The following is a 20752-nucleotide window of genomic DNA, read 5'->3' as shown; positions in this document are numbered from 1 at the left end:
GCTCAGTCCCAGGCTCCGCCGCGGCCCCGCTTCGTCTGGCCGCGCTGCTTCTTCTCGCGCAGCCGCTTCTCGTTGATCCCCCGGGGTATGCGGGTGGGGCGGCGCGCCTTGGGCGGCGGGGCCGTCGCCTGGCCGAGGAGCGAGGCCATCCGGGCCGCGGCCGTCTCCCGGTTGCGCCACTGCGAGCGGTGCTCCGACGCCCGCACCGTGAGCACCCCGCCCACCAGGCGCCCCGCCAGCCGCTCCAGCGCGCGCTCCCGCCACACCGGCGGCAGGGACTCGGTCGCCGCGAGGTCGAACCGCAGCTCGACCTGGCTGTCGCTGGTGTTCACGTGCTGGCCGCCCGGTCCGGACGAGCGCGAGAAACGCCACATGAGCTCGGCCTCCGGGATGGAGACCGAGCCGCGGATGATCAGTGGCCCGGACATGACTCCATGGTCGCGCGCCCGCCCCCTCCCCGTCACGGGGATTTCCGGCGGGAACGGAACCGTACGAACCCCGCGCCGCGTTCAGACGGGTGACGGTACTTTCGTCCGCAACACCCACGACCACACAAAGGGGACTTCCCATGGCGGTAAGCCTGACCAAGGGCGGCAACGTCTCGCTGACGAAGGAGGCACCCGGCCTGACCGCCGTCACCGTCGGACTCGGCTGGGACGTCCGCACCACCACCGGTACGGACTTCGACCTCGACGCGAGCGCGATCGCCGTGAACGCGACCGGCAAGGTCCACTCGGACGGCTTCTTCGTCTTCTTCAACAACAAGCAGAGCCCCGACCAGACCGTCGTGCACACCGGCGACAACGTCACCGGCGAGGGCGACGGCGACGACGAGCAGATCAACGTCAACCTCGCCGCGCTGCCGGCCGACGTCGACAAGGTCGTCTTCCCGGTGTCGATCTACGACGCGGAGAGCCGCAGCCAGAACTTCGGCCAGGTGCGCAACGCCTACATCCGCGTCCTGAACCAGGCCGGCGGCTCCGAGATCGCGCGCTACGACCTGAGCGAGGACGCCGCCACCGAGACCGCGATGGTCTTCGGCGAGCTGTACCGCAACGGCGCCGAGTGGAAGTTCCGCGCCATCGGCCAGGGGTACGCCTCCGGTCTGGCCGGCATCGCGTCGGACTTCGGCGTCAACCTCTGACGTCCCCGCGGACGGCTCCCCCGCCCGGCACCGGCCGGCGCGGCGGGAGCCGTCGGCATGTGCACCCCGTGCGCACGTGCACCCGTTCGCCCGCAGCGAACACGCCCGGCACCAACCGCGGAACCCGGCCGCGTACCAGGGGAAACGGCCCGCGCCCGCCCCGGTCGGCCCGCAGCCCTTGGGAACTCCTTTACGGTCCGCGCGAGTTCTCGGTACGGAACAGCGACGACCCGTACGACCGCAGCGCGGCCCCGTACCGACACACGCTCAGGAGAGACGCCATGGCACTGTGGGACCGCTTCAAGGAATCCGCCCAGGGCATGCAGACGCAGCTCACGGCGAAGAAGAACGACCTGAAGAGCGGCGCCTTCCGCGACGCCAGCATGGCGATCTGCGCGCTGGTGGCCGCGGCCGACGGCAGCGTGGCGCCCGAGGAGCGGCGCCGGGTGGCCGCGCTCATCGCGGGCAACGACGTCCTGCAGAACTTCCCCGCCGCCGACCTCCAGCGCCGTTTCGAGGACTACCTCAACCGGCTGGCCGCGGACTTCGAGTTCGGCAAGGTGGCCGTGCTCCAGGAGGTGGCCAAGGTGCAGAAGAAGCCCACCGAGGCCCGTGCGGTCATCCAGATCGGTATCGTCATCGGCGGCGCGGACGGCGACTTCGACAAGTCCGAGCAGGGAGTGGTACGCGAGGCGTGCTTCGCGGTGGGCCTCAACCCCGCGGAGTTCGACCTCTGACGCGGGGAGGGCCGGCGGATGCCGGATGAGGAGGACCGGGCGCTCGCGGTGTACGAGGCGCTGCGCCGGCTGGGCAGCGCGGTGGAGGGCGACCTCGGGACGGCGACCGGGCTGGACGCCGAGCAGGCCGGGGCCGCCCTGCGGCGGCTGACCGAGATCGGGCTGGTCGAGGCGCGCGCCGACGGGCACGTCGAGTCGGTGGAACCGGACACGGCGCTGGTGCGCACCCTGGACGCCTACCACCTGGCCACCGAGGACCAGGCCCGCCGGTCCCGGGCCCTGCGCGAGGCCGGCCAGGCCCTCCTCCACGTCTACCGGCCCGCGGTGGAGCGCGTCGCGTCCGAGGTGCAGGTGGAGTACATCCGCGACCGCTGGTCCAAGCACCGGGTGCTCGACGCGCTGACCGCCACCATCCAGCGCACCTGCGACTCGCTGCACCCGGGGCCGATGCCGCCGGTCGACGTGCTGGAGAGTTCGCTGCGGCGGGACGCGCAGCTGGTCAAGCGTGGCGTCCGGCTGCGGGCCATCTACCCGCTGTCCCTCGTGCAGACGTCCAGGTACCTGCACTACCTGCGGGAGGTCGCCGACCTGGGCGTCAGCGTGCGGCTCCTCGACCACGCGCCGTGCGACATCCTGCTGCACGACAACGAGTTGGCCTGCATGCCGTCCGACCCGAACGCGGTCTACGACAACCCCATGCTGCTGGTGCGCAGCACCGCCCTGGTGCAGACGCTCACCGCGATCTTCGACGACTACTGGTTGCGGGCGGTGACGGTGGAGGAGGCGCTGCGCGCCGGTAGCGGAGCCGGGTCGCGGTCCTCCCGGTCCGGGGCTGCGACGGGGTCGGGGTCAGGGGGCGGGTCGGGGGCCGGATCGGGGTCGGGGTCGGGGGCCGGGGCTGGGTCGGGGGCCGGGTCGGGGGCGGGGGCCGGCGCCGGTCGGCGCGCAGAACTCACCATGCAGGAGCGGGTGGTGATCCGGCTGATGGCCGCCGGGCTCGGTGACGAGCAGATCGCCCGCAAGGTGGGGGTGCACCGCCGCACCGTGCAGCGGGTGATCGCGAAACTCATGGACCGGCTGGACGCGGGCAGCCGTTTCGAGGCGGGCCTGAAACTCGCCCAGGACCCGAACCTGATGGGGGTGCTCGCGCCGAACCGGGTGCGCCCGCCCGCGGCGCGGACGGGCCGCCCGCCGTCCTGAGCGCGACGGTGGCGCGCGCGTGCGGGGCCGCGGCCTGCGCGTCCGTGTCCGTACCCGCCCCTCGTACCCGTACACACGCGCGTGCCTCGTGGGTGCGTGCGGGACCGTGCGGGTTTCCGCTCGTCCCCGCGCAGTGGACGCGCGGGGACGAGCGGTGCGGGACCGTCGGGCCGGAAGGCCCCGCCTGACGGCCACCGAGGATTCCCCCCCGGGAGGCCGGGCGAGCAGACCGGCCTGATCCTCGGCGGCACATGGCCGCAGTGATACGGGGACACCGCGGCCGGCGGCGCGCTGGGCGCCTGGGCGGCTTCGCGGACGGGGAGTCACGCCGCGAAGTGCCGTGCTGAATTGATATCCGAACAGGCGGTGCGGTGCCTAGCGCCCTTTTCCCGCAGCCGACCCGGACACACGTCCCCAACCCCACCACGACCTGGGAATTCACCCGTCCGCAGGCAGGGTTGTCCAAAAAGCGACACGTACCAATATGGACACCCGAACCCCTCCGCCCGACGGTGCCGTGGCGGCCGTGCGGTGCAGTGGCAGCGGTGCGGCGCCGGCGGCACACCTACGCGGCGGCGGGCACGTACGTCGCGGGGTTGCAGTACGGCAGCGGGTCGATCGCACGACCCGTGCAGAACCGTGCGATGAGATCGCCGAGTTCGTCGCTGCGCTCCACCGGGAGGAGGTGGTCGGCGTCCTTGACCGTGGTGAACCACGCCCCCGCGAGGCAGCGCGCGGTGGCCAGCCCCACGGCGGGCGGTGTGAGCGTGTCGTGCTCGCCGGTGAGCACCAGCGCGGGCACCCGGGGCGCCGGCAGCGGGACGTACCAGTCGTGGGCCAGCAGACGGCGGTTGTGCTCCACGTCCATCCGCACCTGCTCGACGCTGCGCTCGGCGAACTGCCGGTACAGCAGCCGGGACACGGCCGCGTACCGCCGCACGCTCCCGGTCCCCGGCGGGGACATGAAGCGGTCCACCAGTTCGCGCGCGATGTCGTCGCCGCGGCCCTCGGCGAGCATCGCCATCCAGCGCGGCACGCAGTCGGTGTAGTCCTGCGGCAGGTCCCTGGTCATGCCGACGAGCATCAGCCGCTCCACCCGCTCGGGGTGGCGCTGGGCGAAGCGCAGCCCGATCGCGCCGCCGAAGCAGGCGCCGAGCAGGTTCACCCGGGTCATGCCGAGGTCGTCGAGGGTGTCGCGCACGGCTTCGGCGAGGAAGTCGATGCCGAGCCGGGCCGGCAGGAAGGCGGCGCCGCCGTAGCCGGGCAGGTCCACGGTGACCACGTGGCCCAGCGGGAGCAGCGCGCGCTCGTGCCGGGTCCAGGACAGCCGGTCCTGGGACGAGCCGCCGAGGATGAGGAAGGGCTCGGTGCGGGGGTCCTCGCACCAGGCGACGCGGGAGACGAAGCGGTAGCCGCCGGAGCTGAGTTCGCGTTCCTCGATACCGGTCCCGCTTCGGGCGCCGGTGCCGGTGCCGGGTCGGGCGGGACCCGAGGGGCGGGGCAGCGCGGCCCAGTGCGTAGGGATAGTCATACCGGGACACTCCTGGTTTTTCCGGGCAGGGAGAACTGCATCCCTATCACGACCAGGTGCGGTCGGGCGCGCGCGGAAGGCCGCGGCGGGGGTGGTCCGGCGTGGCGGCGCCGCGATCGGGCGAGAGCCGCGCGGAAACGCCCCCGCGCATCCCGGCCGGTCGGACGGGACGTGCGGGGGCGCGGTTCGCCGTTCAGCAGGACGGCGCCGTACGGGTGTTGCGGCTCAGCTCGGCAGCTTCCAGTTCTGCGCGGCCGAACCGTTGCAGGTGTACAGCTGGAGTTGGGTGCCGTTGGTGGTGGACGAGTTCGGGTCGTCGAGGCACAGCTTGGACTCCGGGTTGACCAGCGATCCGTTGGAGCCGGCGGTCCACTGCTGGGCGCCGCTGCCGTTGCAGGTCCACAGCTGGATCAGCGTGCCGTTGGTGGTGCCGCTGTGGTCCGCGTCCAGGCACTTGCCGAGGGTGCGCAGGGTCCCGTCGGAGGCGACGATCCAGTCCTGCGCGTAGGTGCCGTCGCAGCCCCAGATCTGGACGTGGGTGCCGTCGGCGGTGCCGGAGGTCGCGTCGTCGATGCACAGGTTCGAGGCGACTCCGGAGACGACCGCGCCGATCTTCGGCGAGGCCGGTGCGGTGGTGTCACCGGCGTAGGACGGCGGGGCCGCGGACGCGGCGGTCGCCCAGGAGGTGTTGGCGGAGGTGCCCAGCGTGTAGTCGAGCGTGCCGCCGGCGGTGATCGCGGTGGTCGGGGCGTAGGCGTTGTTCCAGGCCGCCCCGTTCCACGCCGCGGACTGGACGTAGGGGGCGTTGTCGGCGGCGCCGTTGCCGTTGATCGTGAGCGTCTTGCCCGAGGGCAGGGTGACCACGGCCTGGGTGAACAGCGGCGAGCCGAGGGCGAGGTCGGACGTGCCCGGGGTCTCCGGGAACATGCCGAGCGCCGACCAGACGTACCAGGCGCTCATCGCGCCGAGGTCGTCGTTGCCGTCGGCGAGACCGGCCGGGGTGTTCGACCAGATCTGGTCCTGGATCGCCCGCACCGTGCCCTGCGTCTTGTAGGGCGCTCCGGTGTAGTCGTACTCCCACGGCAGTTCGATGCTGGGTTCGTTGCCGACCCAGGCGTAGCCGTTGGCGCCGGTGAAGCTGCGCAGCGTGGTGTCGAGGTAGTCGTTCATCGCGCCGTTGCCGCCCTTGGCCTTGGCGAGGCCGCCGACGTCGAAGGGCACCATGCCGGTGTAGATCCAGGAGTCGGCCTCCACCATGTCGGTGCCGCTGGTGGGGTCGAAGCCGCCGGTCCACGAGCCGTTCGCGTTGCGCGGCTCGACGAACCCGGACGCCGGGTTCAGCACGTTGCGCCAGTCCTGCGCGCGGTTGGCGTACGTCTTCTGGTTGCCGGAGTCGCCGAGCGCGCCGGCGAGGGCGGAGAGCGCGAAGTCGGCGGTGTTGTACTCCAGCGTGGTGGCGACGGGGCCGTAGAAGTTGCAGCAGCCGTAGCTGCCGTCGTGCGGCATGTACCCGGGCGAGCCGAGGTAGTTCAGGCCCGGCCGGTCGTTGTTGGTCTTGCTGGCCTGCGCGACCAGGTCGGTCAGCGCGGTGGAGGTGTCGAACTGCGTGGCGCCGAAGGCGTGGTAGTCCGCGATGATCGCGGCCGCGGGGTCGCCGACCATCACGTAGGACTCGCCGTTGTCCTCGGACCACTTGGGGAAGATCCCGGTCTGGGTGTAGTCGTCGACCATGGACTGCGCGGTGTCCGACGCGGCCTTCGGGTCGATCAGCGCTTCGAGCTGGGCCTGCGAACGGTAGATGTCCCAGCCGGAGTAGTTGGCGTACGCCGCGCTGTGGCCGGCGTCCACGGTGTGCGTCTTGCCGTCGAAGCCGTAGTACTGGCCGTTGGTGTCGCTGGTCACGTTCGGGTGCAGCAACGAGTGGTAGAGCGAGGTGTAGAAGGTCTGCTGCTGGGCGGCGGTGCCGCCGGCGATCTGCACCTTGCCCAGCTCGCTGTTCCAGGCGTTCTGCGCGGCGGTGCGGGTCGCGTTGAAGTCCCAGCCGCTGTTCTCCGCCGTGCGGTTCGCGGTCGCGTTGGCGACGGACACGTACGAGATGCCCACCTTGGCCTGCACGACCGGGTTGGACGTGGTGTTGAAGGTGACGTAGCCGTTCGACGCGGACGCGTCCGGCGACGCGGACGAGGTCGCCGCCTTCGGCGCCTTGCCGTGCAGCACCGGCTCGTTCGGCTTCTCCGCGGCGTTCTTGGACGCCGTGCCCGACGTCGCGGGGGTGCTGGCCGTCGCCTTCACCGCCGAACTGCCCTCCGAGGCGAACGGCTGGTCGAAGACCATGTCGAAGTACACGGTGTAGGTGTTGCCCGCGCCGCAGAAGTGGCCGCTGGTCACCTGCCCGCTCACCTCGGTGCTCGACACCTTGGTGAACTGCGTCGCGGAGTCGCCGTTCTGGCTTCCGGTCAGCTTGAAGACCAGGTTCGACTGGGTGCTGGACGGGAAGGTGAACCGCGCCATCCCGCTGCGGGTGGTCGTGGTCAGCTCGGTGGTGACCTGGTTGTTGAGCGTGACCTTGTACGACCCCGCGGACGCCGACTCGTTGGCGTGGGAGAACGCGTCCGTCGCCCCGGTGTTCACCGCGCCCACGGTGGGCAGCACCGGGATGTCACCGGCCGCGCCGCACCCGGGCCCGGCGATATGGGTCAGGCTGAAACCGGTGATCGACGAGTCGTTGTACTCGTAACCACCCCCGGCCGGACGTGACGGCGTGTCCGGGCTCCACTGCACCATGCCGAACGGCACGTCCGCGCCCGGGAAGTCGTCGGCCTGGTTCGAGGTCCCGATCAACGGGTTGACCAGCGTGGCCGGCGACGTCACCAGCGCGGCCTTCCCGGCCGCCGACGCAGGGGCACACATCCCGGCCACGGCCAACGCCGCAGCCGCGAGCACGCCGATCGCGGCGGCTCCCGGTGGTCTCGACAGTCGTGTCATCGCGGGTTTTTCTCCTCTGTTCGTGAGTTCGACAGCGTTGTCTGCTTCACGGGAGCGCGACTCCGGAGTGGTGAGCGAGGTACGACAACGTTGTCCAGCCATGCGGAGATGGAACGCGTACTGATGCGAGTGCGTACATGGGGGGACTCCGGGGCTCTGGGGCGCCCTAAGGACGCCGACGAGAGGAGAGCGCTCTCGGCGAAGTTAGCTATGCGGCAGGAACACGTCAATGACGCGCGCAAGCGGTCGGACCAATGAGGCACCGCTCGTTCCGTAGGAGATCCAGCGAGGCAGGCCCCCACCGGCGGCGGGCACCCAACGGCGCGACATCCGCCCACAGTTCGACAACGGTAGAGGCCCATGTGACGGTTGAGGGTGCCAGGGCGAGCCACGCGGACGGCGGGCAGCCGTCATCCGATGTCTGGGTGGCCGTAGCCGGGTTCATGGGCCGGGCGCCGGGGCCGAGGCCGGGCCGGGCGCCGGGCCGGGGGCGTGGTGCCCGGGGGCGGGGTGGGGGCGGGGGGAGCGGCCGACCGTGGGCGGGGGCGGTGCGGCGAAGGGAGCCGAAGCGTGCCGCCGCCGGGAAGACGGGGCTCGGGCGGGGTAGCGGCAACGGCAACGGCAACGGCAACGGCAACGGCAACGAACTATGCGGGCAGGGGACCGTGCGGGCAACCGCACCGTGCACGCACTGCGACCGCCACCCGACGAACTCAGTGGACCCGTCCGATATGCCCCGTACGCATGGCCAGTCGAACGTCGACCCGTATGGGCCGTGGCGCGACGGCCGCACGGGCCCAGGGCAGCACCTCACGTGCCAACTCCCGCGTGACGGTCCCCGGATCCGCTCCCGGACTCAGGCGCATCAGTACCTCGGCGTCGATACGGTTTCGCCGGACGCTCAGCCGTACCCGGGCACGGGCCACACCGGGTATGTCGGCGTGCCCGGCGATCGCCTGAGCCAATGCGCGGGTACGGACGCGCACCGCCCCTCCTGACAGCGGCAGTTCTCTGGCGCGGCCCCTTCGCACTTGCCCGGCCAAACCGATCAGTGCCGTTATCAGAGCGACAGCAGCCACCGCGACCACCACCGGCGTCCACCAACCGTGTGCGCGCATCCTGGCCAGATCCGCAGGTCCCACCAGCACCGTGTGTGCAATGGGCGGGTGCCACCAGCGAGGAAGACGATGCCGAACCGATGGGGCGGCAGACGCAAGCCACCCACCACCAGCCATCAGCGCCAGACCGAGCAGCGCCAAGACCGCACGGTTCACCACGCTACGCGTCCGATCCATCTCCCTTCCCCTCCTCACCTGGGTCGACCGCCGACTGAACAGGTCGCCAATGCGGTGCGGCACGGACCGCACAGCGCAACCGAGGTGAGTGAACCAACTTCATGCCTCGGAGTGCCCGCTCGGCTGCCGCGCTGACTGACGCCCGGCCCTCCTCCCGGTCGCCGAACGCTACCTGCGCGTGGACCCGTACACGACGGCGGCCCACCGTCGCGCGCGGGCCGGCTATCCCCGGGACGTCCGCGACGGCATCACACACCACGTACGCGACGGTGCGGCGTTCCACGGTGGCGCGCAGAGACAGCGGTGTCTGCGAGGCTATTCCGACATTTGAGCCAGGGTCGGACCAAGAGCTGGCACCAAGGGCACCTTCACCGCTACCCGGCGCCACGCGTCCGAACGGTCCCAGGTCCATGGTCAGCAGCCCGCGGCGTCCAGGCGTGAGCGCGAGGCACAGCAACCAGATCCCCACCAGCGCCGCGACGAGGCCAGCGAGCGTCACCGCATGCTGCCCTGGTCCGTGGCGCTCCAACGCGTCCAGTAGCCGCACCCTCCATGGGGCCGGAGCACGCCCGGTCGCATGGACGGCAACCACATCGGCCAGCAGCAGCGCGACGCAGATCGAGCCCACCAGCATCACCGCAGCCATCGGCAGGCGCCGCGCGACCCACACCCGACGGCCAGGCCGACGAAGCTGTACCTTCGGTGCCGACGATCTCTGCACCGAACGCCAGCCGCTACCCCCTATCGCTTTGTCCGCTGTCGAATTACGTGCTTCCGAACCACCGTGAGCAGCTGCATATTCGGGCGCCCTGCTGGGGGGATCGGGACCGTCAATCCCAGCTGCAAGTTCTCGTGCACCCGCAGTGGATTTGTCCTCACCGGGCGGCCCGGTCCGATCGCGGGGCACACCAAGCGCATGCCCATCCGGACTTCGGGGTCTCTCGGGCAGTCCTGGTGCATCTGCTCGCCCTTCCTGGCTCGGCGCGGCGCCTGGCCGGACGTCCCGGACGCCAATCGCATCCTGGCGGGCTCGGGAGAGGCGCTCCTCCCTATCCCTATCTCTAGCCAGAGGCAGGGCGGCAATGAGTACACGCGGTGGCCTCACCGTCAGTCCCGTCAACTCCCCGGCACGGCTGACGATGTGGTCCTTGACGGCGTCGCCGGCGTTCTCGAGTTCTAGCGGATAGGGCACGCTGACCGAAACCGCCACCGATACACGAGAGCCCCGCACGGTCGAGGAGGCGCGGCAGACGTCAACCTGACGTCCGGGTAGGGCCTCGGTGGCGGCACGCTCGACAATGCGGCGCACCACCCGGTCGGCAATGACGGTCGCGCCACGCTCAGCCGCCGCGGTCACCTTCGACTCCTACTGCTCGTGTTGAGGATTTCGCGCCAATCGACGTCCCCCTCCACCAGCCGGCCGCCAGCGAACCCCACCGCACCGAGAGCCGCCACAAGGACGAACGCCCCGAATCCTCCGAACCACCCGGCGAACGCCAGTGCCATGCCCACCAGCATTCCGACCACTGCTCTGCTCATTTCTTCACCTCACCCGACGTACCGACACTGGAAAGGATGTGGAGCCGGATCGCGGACCGGACCAGGGCGTGGCCCATCGAACTGCCAGGCATCGCCTGGCCCAGGATTCAGGCTGACCTCAACTTGTCCGCGCGGGCTTGGGGACCGCCGTGCCGAGTCGATATCACTCCACACGCGCATCCGATGTCGGCTCTTCGCCATCCAGCAGATGCACGTCGTTGACTGCGACGTTGACCTCGACGACCTCCAGGCCGGTGACGCGCTCCACGGCCACGATGACGTTCTCGCGGACGTCACGGGCGACGTCGGCGATGGGAACGCCGTACTCGACGATGAGGTCCAGATCCACCGCCGCCTGGCGCTCACCGACCTCGACCTTCACGCCACGCCCGACGTTCGGCCGGGACCCGGGCACGCGATCACGAACAGCCCCGATCGTGCGGGACAGGCCACCGCCCATGTCATAGACACCCGGAATCTCGCGCGCGGCCATGCCCGCGATCTTGACGACGACCACGTCGGCGATGGACGTCTTTCCCCTGTTGGCGGCCGGCTCGCTCACGCCGACCCTGCCGCCGCTGACCGTCGTGGCACCCTCACCGGACCTCGCGGAGCCCTCAACTGCCTTGCGTGCGGGCGCCTCGACCTGCTGTGCCGTCATCGCTGCCTCCTTCGTGCGTTGCCATCGCGTGCGGTTACTTGGTTGGACCCTGCTGACAGCACTTCGTCACGCATCCGCGGTGGAGATTTTTTTCGCGTTGATCTGCCCTGTCGGCGTGACATCCGACGGCTTCGCGTGTCGAAGACAATGAGCGAACGAAAGGAGCCGCCGCGTGTCGGGGTACCGCAAAATCACCAGGCCGGGCAGCGCAAACACCGGCAGCACAGCGCCGCCCGGCGCCACTGAGACTGTCGCCGCGCCTACGGCCACACCGTCGTCGGCAAGACCGTCGGTGCATCCACGGGAACATCCGCCGACTCATCCGCCGTCGTCCGAAACGCCGGCCGACGAATTGCCGGCCGACGAATTGCTGGCCGTCCGCGCCGGAGAAGGCGACGAAGACGCCTTCTCCGCACTGGTACAGCGGCACGCCGCACCGCTGCTGCAACTCGCAGAACGACTGCTCGGAAACCGCGCGGAGGCCGAGGACGCCGTTCAGGACGGCTTTGTCAGCGCATGGCGCCGACTGCCGGAGTTCCGAGGCGAAGCCCGGTTCAACACGTGGATGTACCGCATCGTCACCAACCGCTGTCTGAATGTCCTCCGGGCGCGCCGCCCCGTCGTTCCGCTGGACGGCGCCCCTGAACTGCCGGCGCCCGACCATCAGACCTCACCCGAGCGCGTGACCGAGTCGAGGGCCGCGACGCAGGCCCTCGCCCAGGCGATGACCCTGCTCTCACCCGAGCAGCGGGCCTGCTGGGTGCTCAGAGAGTTGAACGGACAGACGTACGAGGAGATCGCCGAACTGGTCGGGATCAGCCCGCAAGCGGTTCGCGGCCGCATCTTCCGTGCACGACGCGGCCTGACGGAGGCGATGGGCGCATGGCGATGACCAACAACCCGGGAACCGGCAGCAGCCGGCCAGGCCAGGCACCGGAGCCGCTTCCCGAGGACGAGCAACTGCTCTGTGGCCGGATGCTCTCCGAGGTGTGGGAGTCTCAGGACAACGGGGAGAGCGACGCACACACGGCGCTGTGCCCCCACTGCTCAGCGGCACTGTCGGATCTTGATCTGCTCGGAGACGCGATCCAGCAGCTGCGCTCCGACACCCCTCCGCCGCTGGACACCACCTCCCTCGCCGAGCGTGTCATGGACGTGGTCCGACTGGAGCTGCGGCCCGGCCGTACTCTCCCTCTCGGCGAGCCCGAGGAGGACGCGTGGATCACCGAGGCAACCGCCGCCCGGGTGCTCCGCGCCGCAGCGGAATCACTGCCCGGCGTGCAGGCCGGTTCGTGCCGTATTGCGCCCTCGCTGGACGCGTTCACCGGTCCGGCCGCACGCACCCGCACCGGACCGCAGACCGGCCGGGAGCCGGTTCGGGTGCATCTGGAGGTGACCTTCCCGTTCGCTCCCGACCTCGACGAACTCGCGGATCAGGTGCGTCGGGAGGTGTTCGAGGCCGCTGATCAGCAATTGGGCATGCCCGTGGCGACGGTCGACGTGCGCCTCACCGATCTCCTCGGCGAGGTACCCAGCGAAGGACGGACCCGATGAACCAGCATGCCGCCGGCGAGGCCCTCGCCGCGCAAGTCGCCGCCGCCGTCCGCCAAGTGCCTGGGGTGGCCTTCCTCAAGCCGAGTCTGCATGGGCTACTGCGAGCGTCCATACGATCGGTGCCGCTCGGATCGCCGGGTCGGCCGACCGAGGGTGTTCGCCTTGTCCGGGGTCCGGGTCCCGAACCGTGGGCGGTGAGCATCCACGTCGTCGCCAGCCGCGGCCACCGCGCGCTGGACGTCGCCCGAGCGATACGGGAAGCCGCCACGACGGCTCTGATGGTGGCGTTCCCGGACGACAAGTCTCAGCCGGTCAGCGTCACGGTCACCATCAGCGGGATCGTCTGACGGGATGGCCCCGAGCCTCGTTCGGCCTCGCCCAGGGCCCAGACGAGGCGGACCGCAACCGGATCGAATCCCGGGTTCGAGTCGGGACGAGTTCGGGTCCGGCGCTGGGAGGGGCCGGGCCGGAAGAAGACAGGCTCATCCGTCCGCTGCCAGGTCCGGCGAAGATCGTGACGGCGGCGGGATCAGCCCAACAGGAGCGAAGTGGGCTGCGCCGAGAGCGCCTGATCCAGCACGAGGGACGCGGCTCCCACAGCCGCGACGTTCTCACCGAGGGTGGTGGTGATGACCGCCGTCGGGTGCGTGGCCTTCACGAACGGGGACCGCGCGACCATCGGCTCGATGACGGGAAGAAGATGATGGGCCAGCACCTGCCAGGTCGTGCCACCGAAGACGATGGTGTCGACGTCGAGGAGCGTGGCGGCGGCACACACACCGCGGCCGATGCGCACCGCCAAGCGGTCGATCAGGTCCTTGGCAGCGGCATCCCCCTCGGTGACCAGAGTGGCCAACCGCTCCACCCCGCGCGGGGCGTCGGCTGGATCCAGCACGGTGAACTCGGCACCGAGTACGCCGAGCGCGATCGCCTCGTCGACGAGGGTCCGGATCGAGCAGCCCGCACCGAGGCCGCCGACCTCGCCCGCGTTGCCGGAGACGCCGCGGAGCACCGTGTCCTGCACCACCAGTCCCATGCCCGAGCCGGTACCGAAGTAGAAGAACAGGAGGTTGTGACTCGCGGTGGCGGCGCCGGCCCAGCGCTCGGCGACGACAGCGGCGGTGACGTCCTTGTCGAGGAGGACCGGGTGACCGGTGGCCTCGCTGAGCCGGTCACGCAGGGGGTAGCTGCCCCACCCCTGGAGTTCGGGAGGGTCGAGGACCTGGCCTGCCGCATTGTCGAGGGGGCCGGGCGCAGCGATGCCGAGTCCCAGCAGGCGTTCGGCGTCGATACCGGCGCTGTCGATCAGGGTGGCCACGGACTCGGCCATGTCCGCCACGATCTGGTCAGAGCCTCCACCTCGCGGTGTGCGCTCGCTGTAGTGCGCCACCACCGTGCCGAGCAGGTCCACCAGAACGTAGGTGATGATCGCCGGGTCGAGGTGTACCCCCACCGCGTAGCGGGCGGTGGGGACGACTTCGAGGAGGGTGCGCGGCTTGCCCGGGCCGGAGCTCTGCTTGCCGGATTCGCGGGCCACGCCCTGGTCGAGCAGGCGGCGGGTGATGTTCGAGACGGTCTGGGCGGACAGCCCGGTGGCCTGGGCGAGTTCGACCCGGCTCAGACCGGAAGGGTGGCGGCGGATGGCGTCGAGGACGACGGACTCGTTGTAGTCGCCCATGCGCGGCAGGTTGGTTCCGCGTCGGATCGGCGGTCTGTCACCGCCGCTGTCGATGGTCGCCAACTGTGCCTCTCCCAGCCTGGGACGACGGACGCGGCATGGGACCGCCGCCTCTTCGACGGCCTTGATTGCTGGCATGGTACGCCACCGGGTGGCGCGGGAGGCCGAGGTGGCCGGGCCGCCGTCCGGTCCTCACCTCCCTGGTCGGCGGCCGGTGTCGCCCTGTCGGTTCCGAACCGGAGTCGCTCCGCGCAGTGGTCGTGGTCAGGCGCGCGGGACGCGCAGTGTCACCATCTGGAAGGGCCGCAGAGTGAGGGCCACTCCGTCGTGCGAGCGGTCGGGGAGGTCGGTGTCCGCGAGCGGACGCTCCAGCAGGTCGGTGAGGACAGCGCGGTCGGCGAGGAAGCCGTCGATCCTGAGCGTGGCACGGGTGCGGCCGCCGCTGCTCTCGTAGAGACGGACGACGAGGTCGCCGCTGCGGTCGTCGGCGAGTTTCACCGCGCTCACCACGACGGCGTCATCGTCCACGGTCACCAAGGTGGCCACGGCGTTCGTGCCGGGCACCCGGCGCTCGGGGAGGTTCGCCCGGAAGCCCTCACGGACGGCGTCGCCGATCACGGCACCCGGCACCAGCGCGTGCCGGAAGCGGTGGACCCCCTGGTCGGTCTCGGGATCGGGGAAGCGCGGAGCCCGCAGCAGCGACGCGCGCACGGTGGTCGTCGTCCCCGTGTCGGCTCCGGCGCGCACCGAACGGGTGACGTCGTGGCCGTAGGTGGAGTCGTTGACGAGGGCGATGCCCCAGCCGGGCTCGTCGAGGTGGACGAAGCGGTGGTTGCACGCCTCGAACTTGGCCCACTCCCAGCTGGTGTTCTGGTGGGTGGGGCGGTAGACGTGGCCGAACTGGGTCTCGGAGGCGTACCGGTCGGCGCGGACGTCCAACGGGAAGGCGAGTTTCAGGAAGCGTTCCGTCTCGTGCCAGTCGACCTCGGTGTCGATGTCGATCCGCTTGGCGTCGGCCGGCAGCGACAGCAGTTGGACGACACGGGAGGCACCGAAGGCCCGTTCGATGCGTACCGCGGAGCCGTCAACGCGGAGGTCCGTGATGTCGGTGAGGTCGGTGCCGACGTTGCGGTAGAAGGCGTCGACGTCCCACGCGTCCCACTGGTTGGGCAGGTCGGGGTGCAGCTGGAGCAGGTTGCCCGCCTGCCCCGGGGCGATGGCCTCCCGGGCGGCGGCGATGTCGTACGCCGACACCATGAGGCCGCGCCCGTCGATCTCGACCCGCAGCAGGCCGTTGTCCAGGACGTAGCCGCCGCCCGCACGGGACACGGGGGACGCCTGCGCCGCTGCGGAGGTGCTGAGCGCCGCACCGCCGGACGGTACGCCCCCGCGTCCGTGCGGGGCGGAGTTGAACACCACCTCGCCGCTGCCTGCCACCGAGTCGCCGCCGTCGGCGCTCCGCGCCCCGGCGAGAGCCTGCTGCGCCTGCGCGATGATCGCCTCGAGTTCCCCCGTGACCCGCGCGTAGGTCCGGCGTGCCTCGCTGTGCACCCACGCGATCGAGGAGCCGGGAAGGATGTCGTGGAACTGGTGGAGCAGCACCGTCTTCCAGAGCCGGTCCAGTTCCTCGTGGGGGTACGGCGCGCCGGTGCGCACAGCAGCGGTCGTGGCCCACAGTTCGGCCTCGTAGAGCAGGTGCTCGCTGCGCCGGTTGCCGCGTTTGGTCTGCGCCTGGCTGGTCAGCGTGGCGCGGTGCAGCTCCAGGTACAACTCACCGACCCACACGGGCGGGTCCGGGTACTCGGCCTCCGCCTTCGCGAAGAAGGCCGCGGGTGCCTCCCACTCCACGGTCGCCGAGCCTTCGAGGCTGCGCATCCGTGCGGCCTTGGCGACCATCTCGCGGGTGGTGCCGCCGCCTCCGTCACCGTAGCCGGTCGGCGCGAGGGAGCGGCTGGCGACGCCCTTCTCCTTGAAGTTGCGGGCCGCGTGTGCGATCTGGCCGCCCGACATCTCGCAGTTGTAGCTGTCGACGGGCGGGAAGTGGGTGAAGACCCGCGAGCCGTCGATCCCCTCCCAGGTGAAGGTGTGGTGCGGGAAGGTGTTGGTCCGGCTCCAGGAGATCTTCTGGGTGAGCAGCCACTTGGAGCCCGCGGCCTTGATGATCTGCGGGAGGCCGGCGGCGAAGCCGAAGGTGTCGGGGAGCCAGACCTCCTCGTTCTCCACACCGAACTCGTCGATGAAGAAGCGCTTGCCGTGCACGAACTGGCGGGCCATCGCCTCGGACCCGGGCATGTTGGTGTCGGACTCCACCCACATCCCGCCGGCAGGGACGAACCGTCCGTCCGCCACCGCCTGCTTGACCCGCGCGTACACCTCGGGCCGGTGCTCCTTGATCCACGCGAACTGCTGCGCCTGCGACATCGTGAACACGAAGTCGGGGTCGTCGTCGAGCAGCGCCGTCATGTTGGAGGCGGTGCGGGCGACCTTCCGCACCGTCTCCCGCAGCGGCCACAGCCACGCCGAGTCGATGTGGGCGTGGCCCACCGCGCTGATCCGGTGCGCGGCCGGAACCGCGGGCGCGGCGAGCACGCTCGCCAGTTCGTCCCGCGCGGCCTGGGCGGTGGCGTTGACATTCTGCAGGTCCACGGCGTCCAGGGCCCGGCTGACCGCGCGCAGGATCTCCCAGCGGCGCGCCCCCTCGACGGGCAGCTCCGCCATCAGCTCGCCGAGCACCTCCAGGTCCAGCACCAGGTTCCACACGGTCTCGTCGAAGACCGCCAGCACCATGGACCCGAGGACGTACTGGGGCGCGTCACCGGCGGTCGCGCGGTCGCCGAGCAGCGTGGGCTGGAAGGGCACCTCACCGTCGATGTCCGGGTTCGAGGCGGCTTCGATGTGCCAGCGGACCTGCTCGCCGCCGGTGGCCGGCGAGGCCACGCGGACGGCGGAGTTGCGCGGGTGGAGCCCCTTCACCGGGGTGCCGTCGGGCCGGTAGACGAGGCCCTCGCACTGGAAGCCGGGGCTGCGCCGGGTGAAGCCGAGGTCGAGCACCGCCTCGACGGTGCGCCCGGCCCACTCCTCGGGCACCGTTCCGCTGACCTTGAACCAACTGGTGCCCCAGGGTGTACCCCAGGGGGTGCCTGCGGAGATGGGCCGGGTCGGCGCCGACAACCCCTCCGCCACCGGAACGGGCTCACCGGACGTGGACCAGATCTCCACGGTCAGCGGCACCGTCTGGGGGTGGATCGCCGGGCGGATGCGCTCCCGCAGGACGCGCTCCAAGCGTGCCTCGACCAGTTTGCGGTCGTCATGCATGAGGACGGTCTCCTGATAGCTGGGTTCGAGGGGGCGGGACGGAGTCGGTGGACGACCGGCTGCGACGGCCTGGCCCGGACGCTCGATCCGTGCCCTGCGGCCGCCGGCACGAATCCGCCGGAGGCCCGGCTCGACCGGAAGCGCGCCGCGCCCGTCCTGACCGGCGGAGACCGGGCCCGCCGTACGGCAGGAGCTGGTGTGGTGCCGTTCGAAGCTACGAATCGCCGAGTAAGTTTGTCAATACGTTTTAAGAACCCCGCGGCCGTGCTCTCACACCCCCGCCGGCGCTCCGGCCCGTGAAGCGCTACGCACCGACCTACTCACGGCAAGCGCACCGACCGGGGACCCCGATCGGGCCCCCGTCGGAAATACCCGTCGGGCCGCTGCCGACCGACCGGCCAGCTATGACGGAGACGAAGGGCGCGCTGCTGGCGACCGCGTCGTGGCCGACGAGTCGGCGCCGACGGGGCGTGTCCGGGTGACCTGCACGGTGGAGCGACGTCGCCGACGGGATGTTCAGCGCCACCGAGTCGCACCACGCTGCGATCGAGGCGATCCGGGCCTGCGTCGCGCGGATGCTGGACCTGCTCACCCGGTCAGTGGGGCCGCTCGACCTGGGCGACATCGCCGCCCGCGCCGCGGCCGTCTCAAAGAGCTGGCCAGGTGGCGGCTGGCGCTGCCCGACGTCACCCCGGACGATGTGGCCCGCCTGTACGCGGCCACCGTGGTGGTCAGCGCGGTCCGTCCGGCGCTTCTCGACCCGCGGGTCGAGGACTTCCGCATCGGAGGCTGCGGGGCCTGGCCGCTGCACCGGGCCGGCGGCCACTACCACCCGCTGTGGGGTTGGAAGACCGGCTCGGCGGCCGTGGTCGTCCCGAACGAGGTGGCGCCGCTGCCGGGCGTCCCCGACCACCCGGAACAGGCCGCCTTCCCGCTGGATGGCTCCTGGCATGCCCGTGCGCACAAACCCCTTCCCGCACCCACACCCACACCCACACCCACACCCACACCCGGTCCACCATCCCGCCCAGCACGCACCGTTGAGGAACCGACACGGCCTACCTCTACCGCTGCGGCGAATGCGGCTTCAGGGCCTCCTGGGGCACGCAGTCCCAAGGGGAGGACGAGCAGCTCACCGCCTACTCCACCCGCCACCCCGGCATCCCATCCGCCACCCCGGCCTCCCGCCCGGCGGCCTGGTCGAGACCGACCACAAGAACCCCGGAGGGGGTAGAGGCTGTTTCGGGATCCTCGTCGTGCTGGTTCTGCTCCTGCTGCTCGCCGCGTCGTGCCACTGCTCACTCCGCGCCCCGGGCGCGCGAGCCGCCCTCGTCCGAACCGCGCGGCGCCCGCGCCCGCGCACGCCCCGCCGAGCCGCCGCGACCCCTCCGACCACCCGGCCGGTGAGGGGCGACTACCCAGGACCTGCTGCGAGGTCATATCGTCCCTCGCATGGCACAGAAGGTAGTGACTCTCTACACCGATGACCTCACCGGAGAAGAGTCCGCAGAGATCGACACGTACACGATTCTGGTCAACGGCGCGGGGGTCGAGATCGACCTCACCCCCGACAGCCACGACAAGCTCATGGAGGCCCTGAGCCCCTTCCTGCACGCGGAAGGAGCCCGCCGGGTCCGCGACGGGGCCACCGGCAGGAGCCGGCGCGCCCGGGGTACGGCACCCCGGCCCGTCAAGGACGACGACTCCGCCGCCGTCAGGGCGTGGGCCAAGGAGCAGGGTTACGACATCAACGACCGCGGCCGCGTCCCCGCGGCAGTACGAGAAGCATACGAAAAGTCCCACTGACCCCTGCCGCCCCACGCACCGCGGCTCCCACCCCGGAACGCGGTCGCGTGGGCACCCTGCCCGCACCCACCCCGCCCGGTCCACCCGGTCGACTCGATCCATCCGAGCCGCCCGAACCACCGGGTCCACCCGGTCCAGACGAGCTACCCCGGCTGCCCGCTCCACCCGCTCCACCGGGACCGCCCGGCGCCCGGTCGGCTCCGCCAGCGGTCCGAGACGAAAGCGCGCTTCACACCGTGCGCCAGCGGGCGTTGGCCCAGGAGAACAAACCGAAGGCCACCAGGCCGACGGCGATCACCACCAGCAGCCAGGGCCCCGCCGGGGTATGTGCGAAGGACCGTAGCGTGTCGTCCATCCCCTTGGACTTCCCCGGCTCGTGCTGGACCGCGGCGGCCACGGCGAAGCCGCCCGCCGTGGCGAAGAGCACCCCGCGTGACGCTCCGCCGAACATGCCCAGGAAGTCCACCACACGGCGTTCGCGCTCGGACATCCGCGCCATCTCCAGGTGCTTGTGGAACTTACGCATCAAGGCCCGCACAGCGATCCACACTCCGGCGCACGCCACGCCGATCCCGGCGACCGAGAGGATCCACTGCCCGCCCGGCCACCCCAGGGCCTTGGCCGTGACGTCGTCGGTCCGCTTGTCGGACGAACCGCTCCCGCTGGTCTTCTCACCGACCGCGTAGGCCAGGACGGAGTACGAGACGAAGCCGTAGAAGACCGCTCGGCCCGCGGCCGCCAGCCGTTTGCCGGCCTTGTCCCCGTCCTCCCCCGGCTGACCGATCACCGCCTCGGACAGGCGCCACAGCGCCATCCCGGCGAGGGCCGCGCCCAACAGCCACAGGAGGACGCTGCCGAACGGCTTGTGCGCGATCTCGGCAAGGGCTCCGCCACGGTCCGCCTGCTGGCCGCCCCCGTCGGAGAACGCGATGCGCACCGCCAGCACGCCCACGAGGGCGTAGATGACCCCCCGGGCCGCGAAGCCGGCACGGCCACCGACCTCGACCGCCTTGCTGTCCGCGACCCGGTTGGCACCGTGTTGACCCGTCAATTTCGCTGATTCGGCTCTCACGCGGTCTCGCGTACCCGCGAATCCGCCGAAGAGGCCTTCCGACACCTGCCCTCCGGCGAACGCGAAGTCGCCGGGCCTGACGTCGCCGCCCGCGGCAGATGTGGAGCCCCCTGTCGGGTTCGAACCGACGACCTACGCTTTACAAGTCGATAGGTTTCACTCTGGGAGACTCCGGGGGTTCTGGTTCGCTCCGAGAATCCCAGGTCAGCCGCTCCCGGAGTCTGGGAGATCCAGG

17 protein-coding genes are annotated in these 20752 nt (G+C 71.0%); 7 read left to right on the top strand and 10 right to left on the bottom strand.

Annotated features, from left to right (window positions below; genetic code table 11):
* Window positions 1–2 precede the first annotated feature (2 nt).
* Window positions 3–428: an alternative ribosome rescue aminoacyl-tRNA hydrolase ArfB gene (gene arfB / locus RVR_RS21005; RefSeq protein ID WP_202235327.1), complete on the bottom strand. Its 426-nt coding sequence runs from the start codon at window positions 426–428 to the stop codon at window positions 3–5.
* A 140-nt stretch (window positions 429–568) separates the two neighbouring features.
* Between arfB and RVR_RS21000 the strand changes: the two genes are divergently transcribed.
* The 3 genes from RVR_RS21000 (at window position 569) to RVR_RS37800 (ending at window position 3081) form a co-directional block, all read left to right on the top strand.
* Window positions 569–1144, top strand: a complete 576-nt coding sequence (locus RVR_RS21000; RefSeq protein ID WP_202235326.1) for a TerD family protein — start codon at window positions 569–571, stop codon at window positions 1142–1144.
* 281 nt (window positions 1145–1425) lie between these two features.
* On the top strand, window positions 1426–1881 hold the full coding sequence (locus tag RVR_RS20995) for a tellurite resistance TerB family protein (protein WP_202235325.1): 456 nt from the start codon (window positions 1426–1428) through the stop codon (window positions 1879–1881).
* Between the two features lie 18 nt (window positions 1882–1899).
* Window positions 1900–3081: a helix-turn-helix domain-containing protein gene (locus RVR_RS37800; RefSeq protein WP_237404877.1), complete on the top strand. Its 1182-nt coding sequence runs from the start codon at window positions 1900–1902 to the stop codon at window positions 3079–3081.
* 565 nt (window positions 3082–3646) lie between these two features.
* Here the strand turns inward: RVR_RS37800 and RVR_RS20985 are convergent.
* The 5 genes from RVR_RS20985 to RVR_RS20970 form a co-directional block, all read right to left on the bottom strand.
* Window positions 3647–4612 (bottom strand): alpha/beta fold hydrolase, encoded by a 966-nt coding sequence (locus RVR_RS20985; RefSeq protein WP_202235324.1) that lies wholly within the window; start codon window positions 4610–4612, stop codon window positions 3647–3649.
* Between the two features lie 225 nt (window positions 4613–4837).
* Entirely contained in the window at window positions 4838–7597 is a 2760-nt protein-coding gene (locus RVR_RS20980) for a lectin (RefSeq protein ID WP_237404876.1), read from the bottom strand.
* Between the two features lie 1278 nt (window positions 7598–8875).
* On the bottom strand, window positions 8876–9304 hold the full coding sequence (locus RVR_RS39185; protein ID WP_430393241.1) for a DUF6286 domain-containing protein: 429 nt from the start codon (window positions 9302–9304) through the stop codon (window positions 8876–8878).
* Between the two features lie 941 nt (window positions 9305–10245).
* Window positions 10246–10431 carry a hypothetical protein gene (locus tag RVR_RS20975; protein ID WP_202235323.1) on the bottom strand — a complete coding sequence of 62 codons (186 nt, stop codon included), beginning with the start codon at window positions 10429–10431 and terminating at the stop codon, window positions 10246–10248.
* Window positions 10432–10594: 163 nt separating this feature from the next.
* On the bottom strand, window positions 10595–11092 hold the full coding sequence (locus RVR_RS20970; RefSeq protein ID WP_202235322.1) for an Asp23/Gls24 family envelope stress response protein: 498 nt from the start codon (window positions 11090–11092) through the stop codon (window positions 10595–10597).
* A gap of 352 nt (window positions 11093–11444) precedes the next feature.
* On the opposite strand from RVR_RS20970, the gene RVR_RS20965 reads away from it, so the two are divergent.
* From RVR_RS20965 to RVR_RS20955, 3 genes are read left to right on the top strand one after another with little or no spacing between them, the layout of a single operon-like run.
* Window positions 11445–11984 (top strand): RNA polymerase sigma factor, encoded by a 540-nt coding sequence (locus RVR_RS20965; protein ID WP_202238849.1) that lies wholly within the window; start codon window positions 11445–11447, stop codon window positions 11982–11984.
* On the top strand, window positions 11975–12646 hold the full coding sequence (locus RVR_RS20960) for an Asp23/Gls24 family envelope stress response protein (RefSeq protein WP_202235321.1): 672 nt from the start codon (window positions 11975–11977) through the stop codon (window positions 12644–12646). Before RVR_RS20965 ends, RVR_RS20960 begins: the two co-directional genes overlap by 10 nt.
* Window positions 12643–12993, top strand: coding sequence for a hypothetical protein (locus RVR_RS20955; RefSeq protein WP_202235320.1), 351 nt, complete (start codon window positions 12643–12645; stop codon window positions 12991–12993). Before RVR_RS20960 ends, RVR_RS20955 begins: the two co-directional genes overlap by 4 nt.
* Window positions 12994–13175: 182 nt before the next feature.
* Here RVR_RS20955 and RVR_RS20950 read toward each other — a convergent pair whose 3' ends face one another.
* From RVR_RS20950 to RVR_RS20940, 3 genes are all read right to left on the bottom strand, one after another.
* Window positions 13176–14324: an ROK family transcriptional regulator gene (locus tag RVR_RS20950; RefSeq protein ID WP_202235319.1), complete on the bottom strand. Its 1149-nt coding sequence runs from the start codon at window positions 14322–14324 to the stop codon at window positions 13176–13178.
* A gap of 264 nt (window positions 14325–14588) precedes the next feature.
* Window positions 14589–17639, bottom strand: a complete 3051-nt coding sequence (locus tag RVR_RS20945) for an alpha-mannosidase (RefSeq protein WP_202235318.1) — start codon at window positions 17637–17639, stop codon at window positions 14589–14591.
* Window positions 17640–18778: 1139 nt separating this feature from the next.
* Window positions 18779–18934 carry a hypothetical protein gene (locus RVR_RS20940; protein WP_202235317.1) on the bottom strand — a complete coding sequence of 52 codons (156 nt, stop codon included), beginning with the start codon at window positions 18932–18934 and terminating at the stop codon, window positions 18779–18781.
* Window positions 18935–19091: 157 nt separating this feature from the next.
* Here RVR_RS20940 and RVR_RS20935 point away from each other — a divergent pair, with 157 nt between their 5' ends.
* Window positions 19092–19445 carry a histone-like nucleoid-structuring protein Lsr2 gene (locus tag RVR_RS20935; protein ID WP_202235316.1) on the top strand — a complete coding sequence of 118 codons (354 nt, stop codon included), beginning with the start codon at window positions 19092–19094 and terminating at the stop codon, window positions 19443–19445.
* Window positions 19446–19674: 229 nt separating this feature from the next.
* On the opposite strand, the gene RVR_RS20930 is transcribed toward RVR_RS20935, so the two are convergent.
* Complete coding sequence (locus RVR_RS20930) at window positions 19675–20496, bottom strand: DUF1206 domain-containing protein (protein WP_237404875.1); 822 nt, start codon at window positions 20494–20496, stop codon at window positions 19675–19677.
* Between the last annotated feature and the right edge of the window lie 256 nt (window positions 20497–20752).

Source organism: Streptomyces sp. SN-593 (assembly GCF_016756395.1).
GTDB classification, from domain to species: Bacteria; Actinomycetota; Actinomycetes; order Streptomycetales; family Streptomycetaceae; genus Actinacidiphila; species Actinacidiphila reveromycinica.
This window is presented reverse-complemented; position numbering and strand designations above follow the sequence as displayed.

Bases quoted from the DNA above. Each gene is read 5' to 3' on its own strand.
- arfB (WP_202235327.1), bottom strand. From the start codon at position 428: ATGTCCGGGCCACTGATCATCCGCGGCTCGGTCTCCATCCCGGAGGCC.
- RVR_RS21000 (WP_202235326.1), top strand. From the start codon at position 569: ATGGCGGTAAGCCTGACCAAGGGCGGCAACGTCTCGCTGACGAAGGAG.
- RVR_RS20995 (WP_202235325.1), top strand. From the start codon at position 1,426: ATGGCACTGTGGGACCGCTTCAAGGAATCCGCCCAGGGCATGCAGACG.
- RVR_RS37800 (WP_237404877.1), top strand. From the start codon at position 1,900: ATGCCGGATGAGGAGGACCGGGCGCTCGCGGTGTACGAGGCGCTGCGC.
- RVR_RS20985 (WP_202235324.1), bottom strand. From the start codon at position 4,612: ATGACTATCCCTACGCACTGGGCCGCGCTGCCCCGCCCCTCGGGTCCC.
- RVR_RS20980 (WP_237404876.1), bottom strand. From the start codon at position 7,597: ATGACACGACTGTCGAGACCACCGGGAGCCGCCGCGATCGGCGTGCTC.
- RVR_RS39185 (WP_430393241.1), bottom strand. From the start codon at position 9,304: ATGGACCTGGGACCGTTCGGACGCGTGGCGCCGGGTAGCGGTGAAGGT.
- RVR_RS20975 (WP_202235323.1), bottom strand. From the start codon at position 10,431: ATGAGCAGAGCAGTGGTCGGAATGCTGGTGGGCATGGCACTGGCGTTC.
- RVR_RS20970 (WP_202235322.1), bottom strand. From the start codon at position 11,092: ATGACGGCACAGCAGGTCGAGGCGCCCGCACGCAAGGCAGTTGAGGGC.
- RVR_RS20960 (WP_202235321.1), top strand. From the start codon at position 11,975: ATGGCGATGACCAACAACCCGGGAACCGGCAGCAGCCGGCCAGGCCAG.
- RVR_RS20955 (WP_202235320.1), top strand. From the start codon at position 12,643: ATGAACCAGCATGCCGCCGGCGAGGCCCTCGCCGCGCAAGTCGCCGCC.
- RVR_RS20950 (WP_202235319.1), bottom strand. From the start codon at position 14,324: ATGGGCGACTACAACGAGTCCGTCGTCCTCGACGCCATCCGCCGCCAC.
- RVR_RS20945 (WP_202235318.1), bottom strand. From the start codon at position 17,639: ATGCATGACGACCGCAAACTGGTCGAGGCACGCTTGGAGCGCGTCCTG.
- RVR_RS20935 (WP_202235316.1), top strand. From the start codon at position 19,092: ATGGCACAGAAGGTAGTGACTCTCTACACCGATGACCTCACCGGAGAA.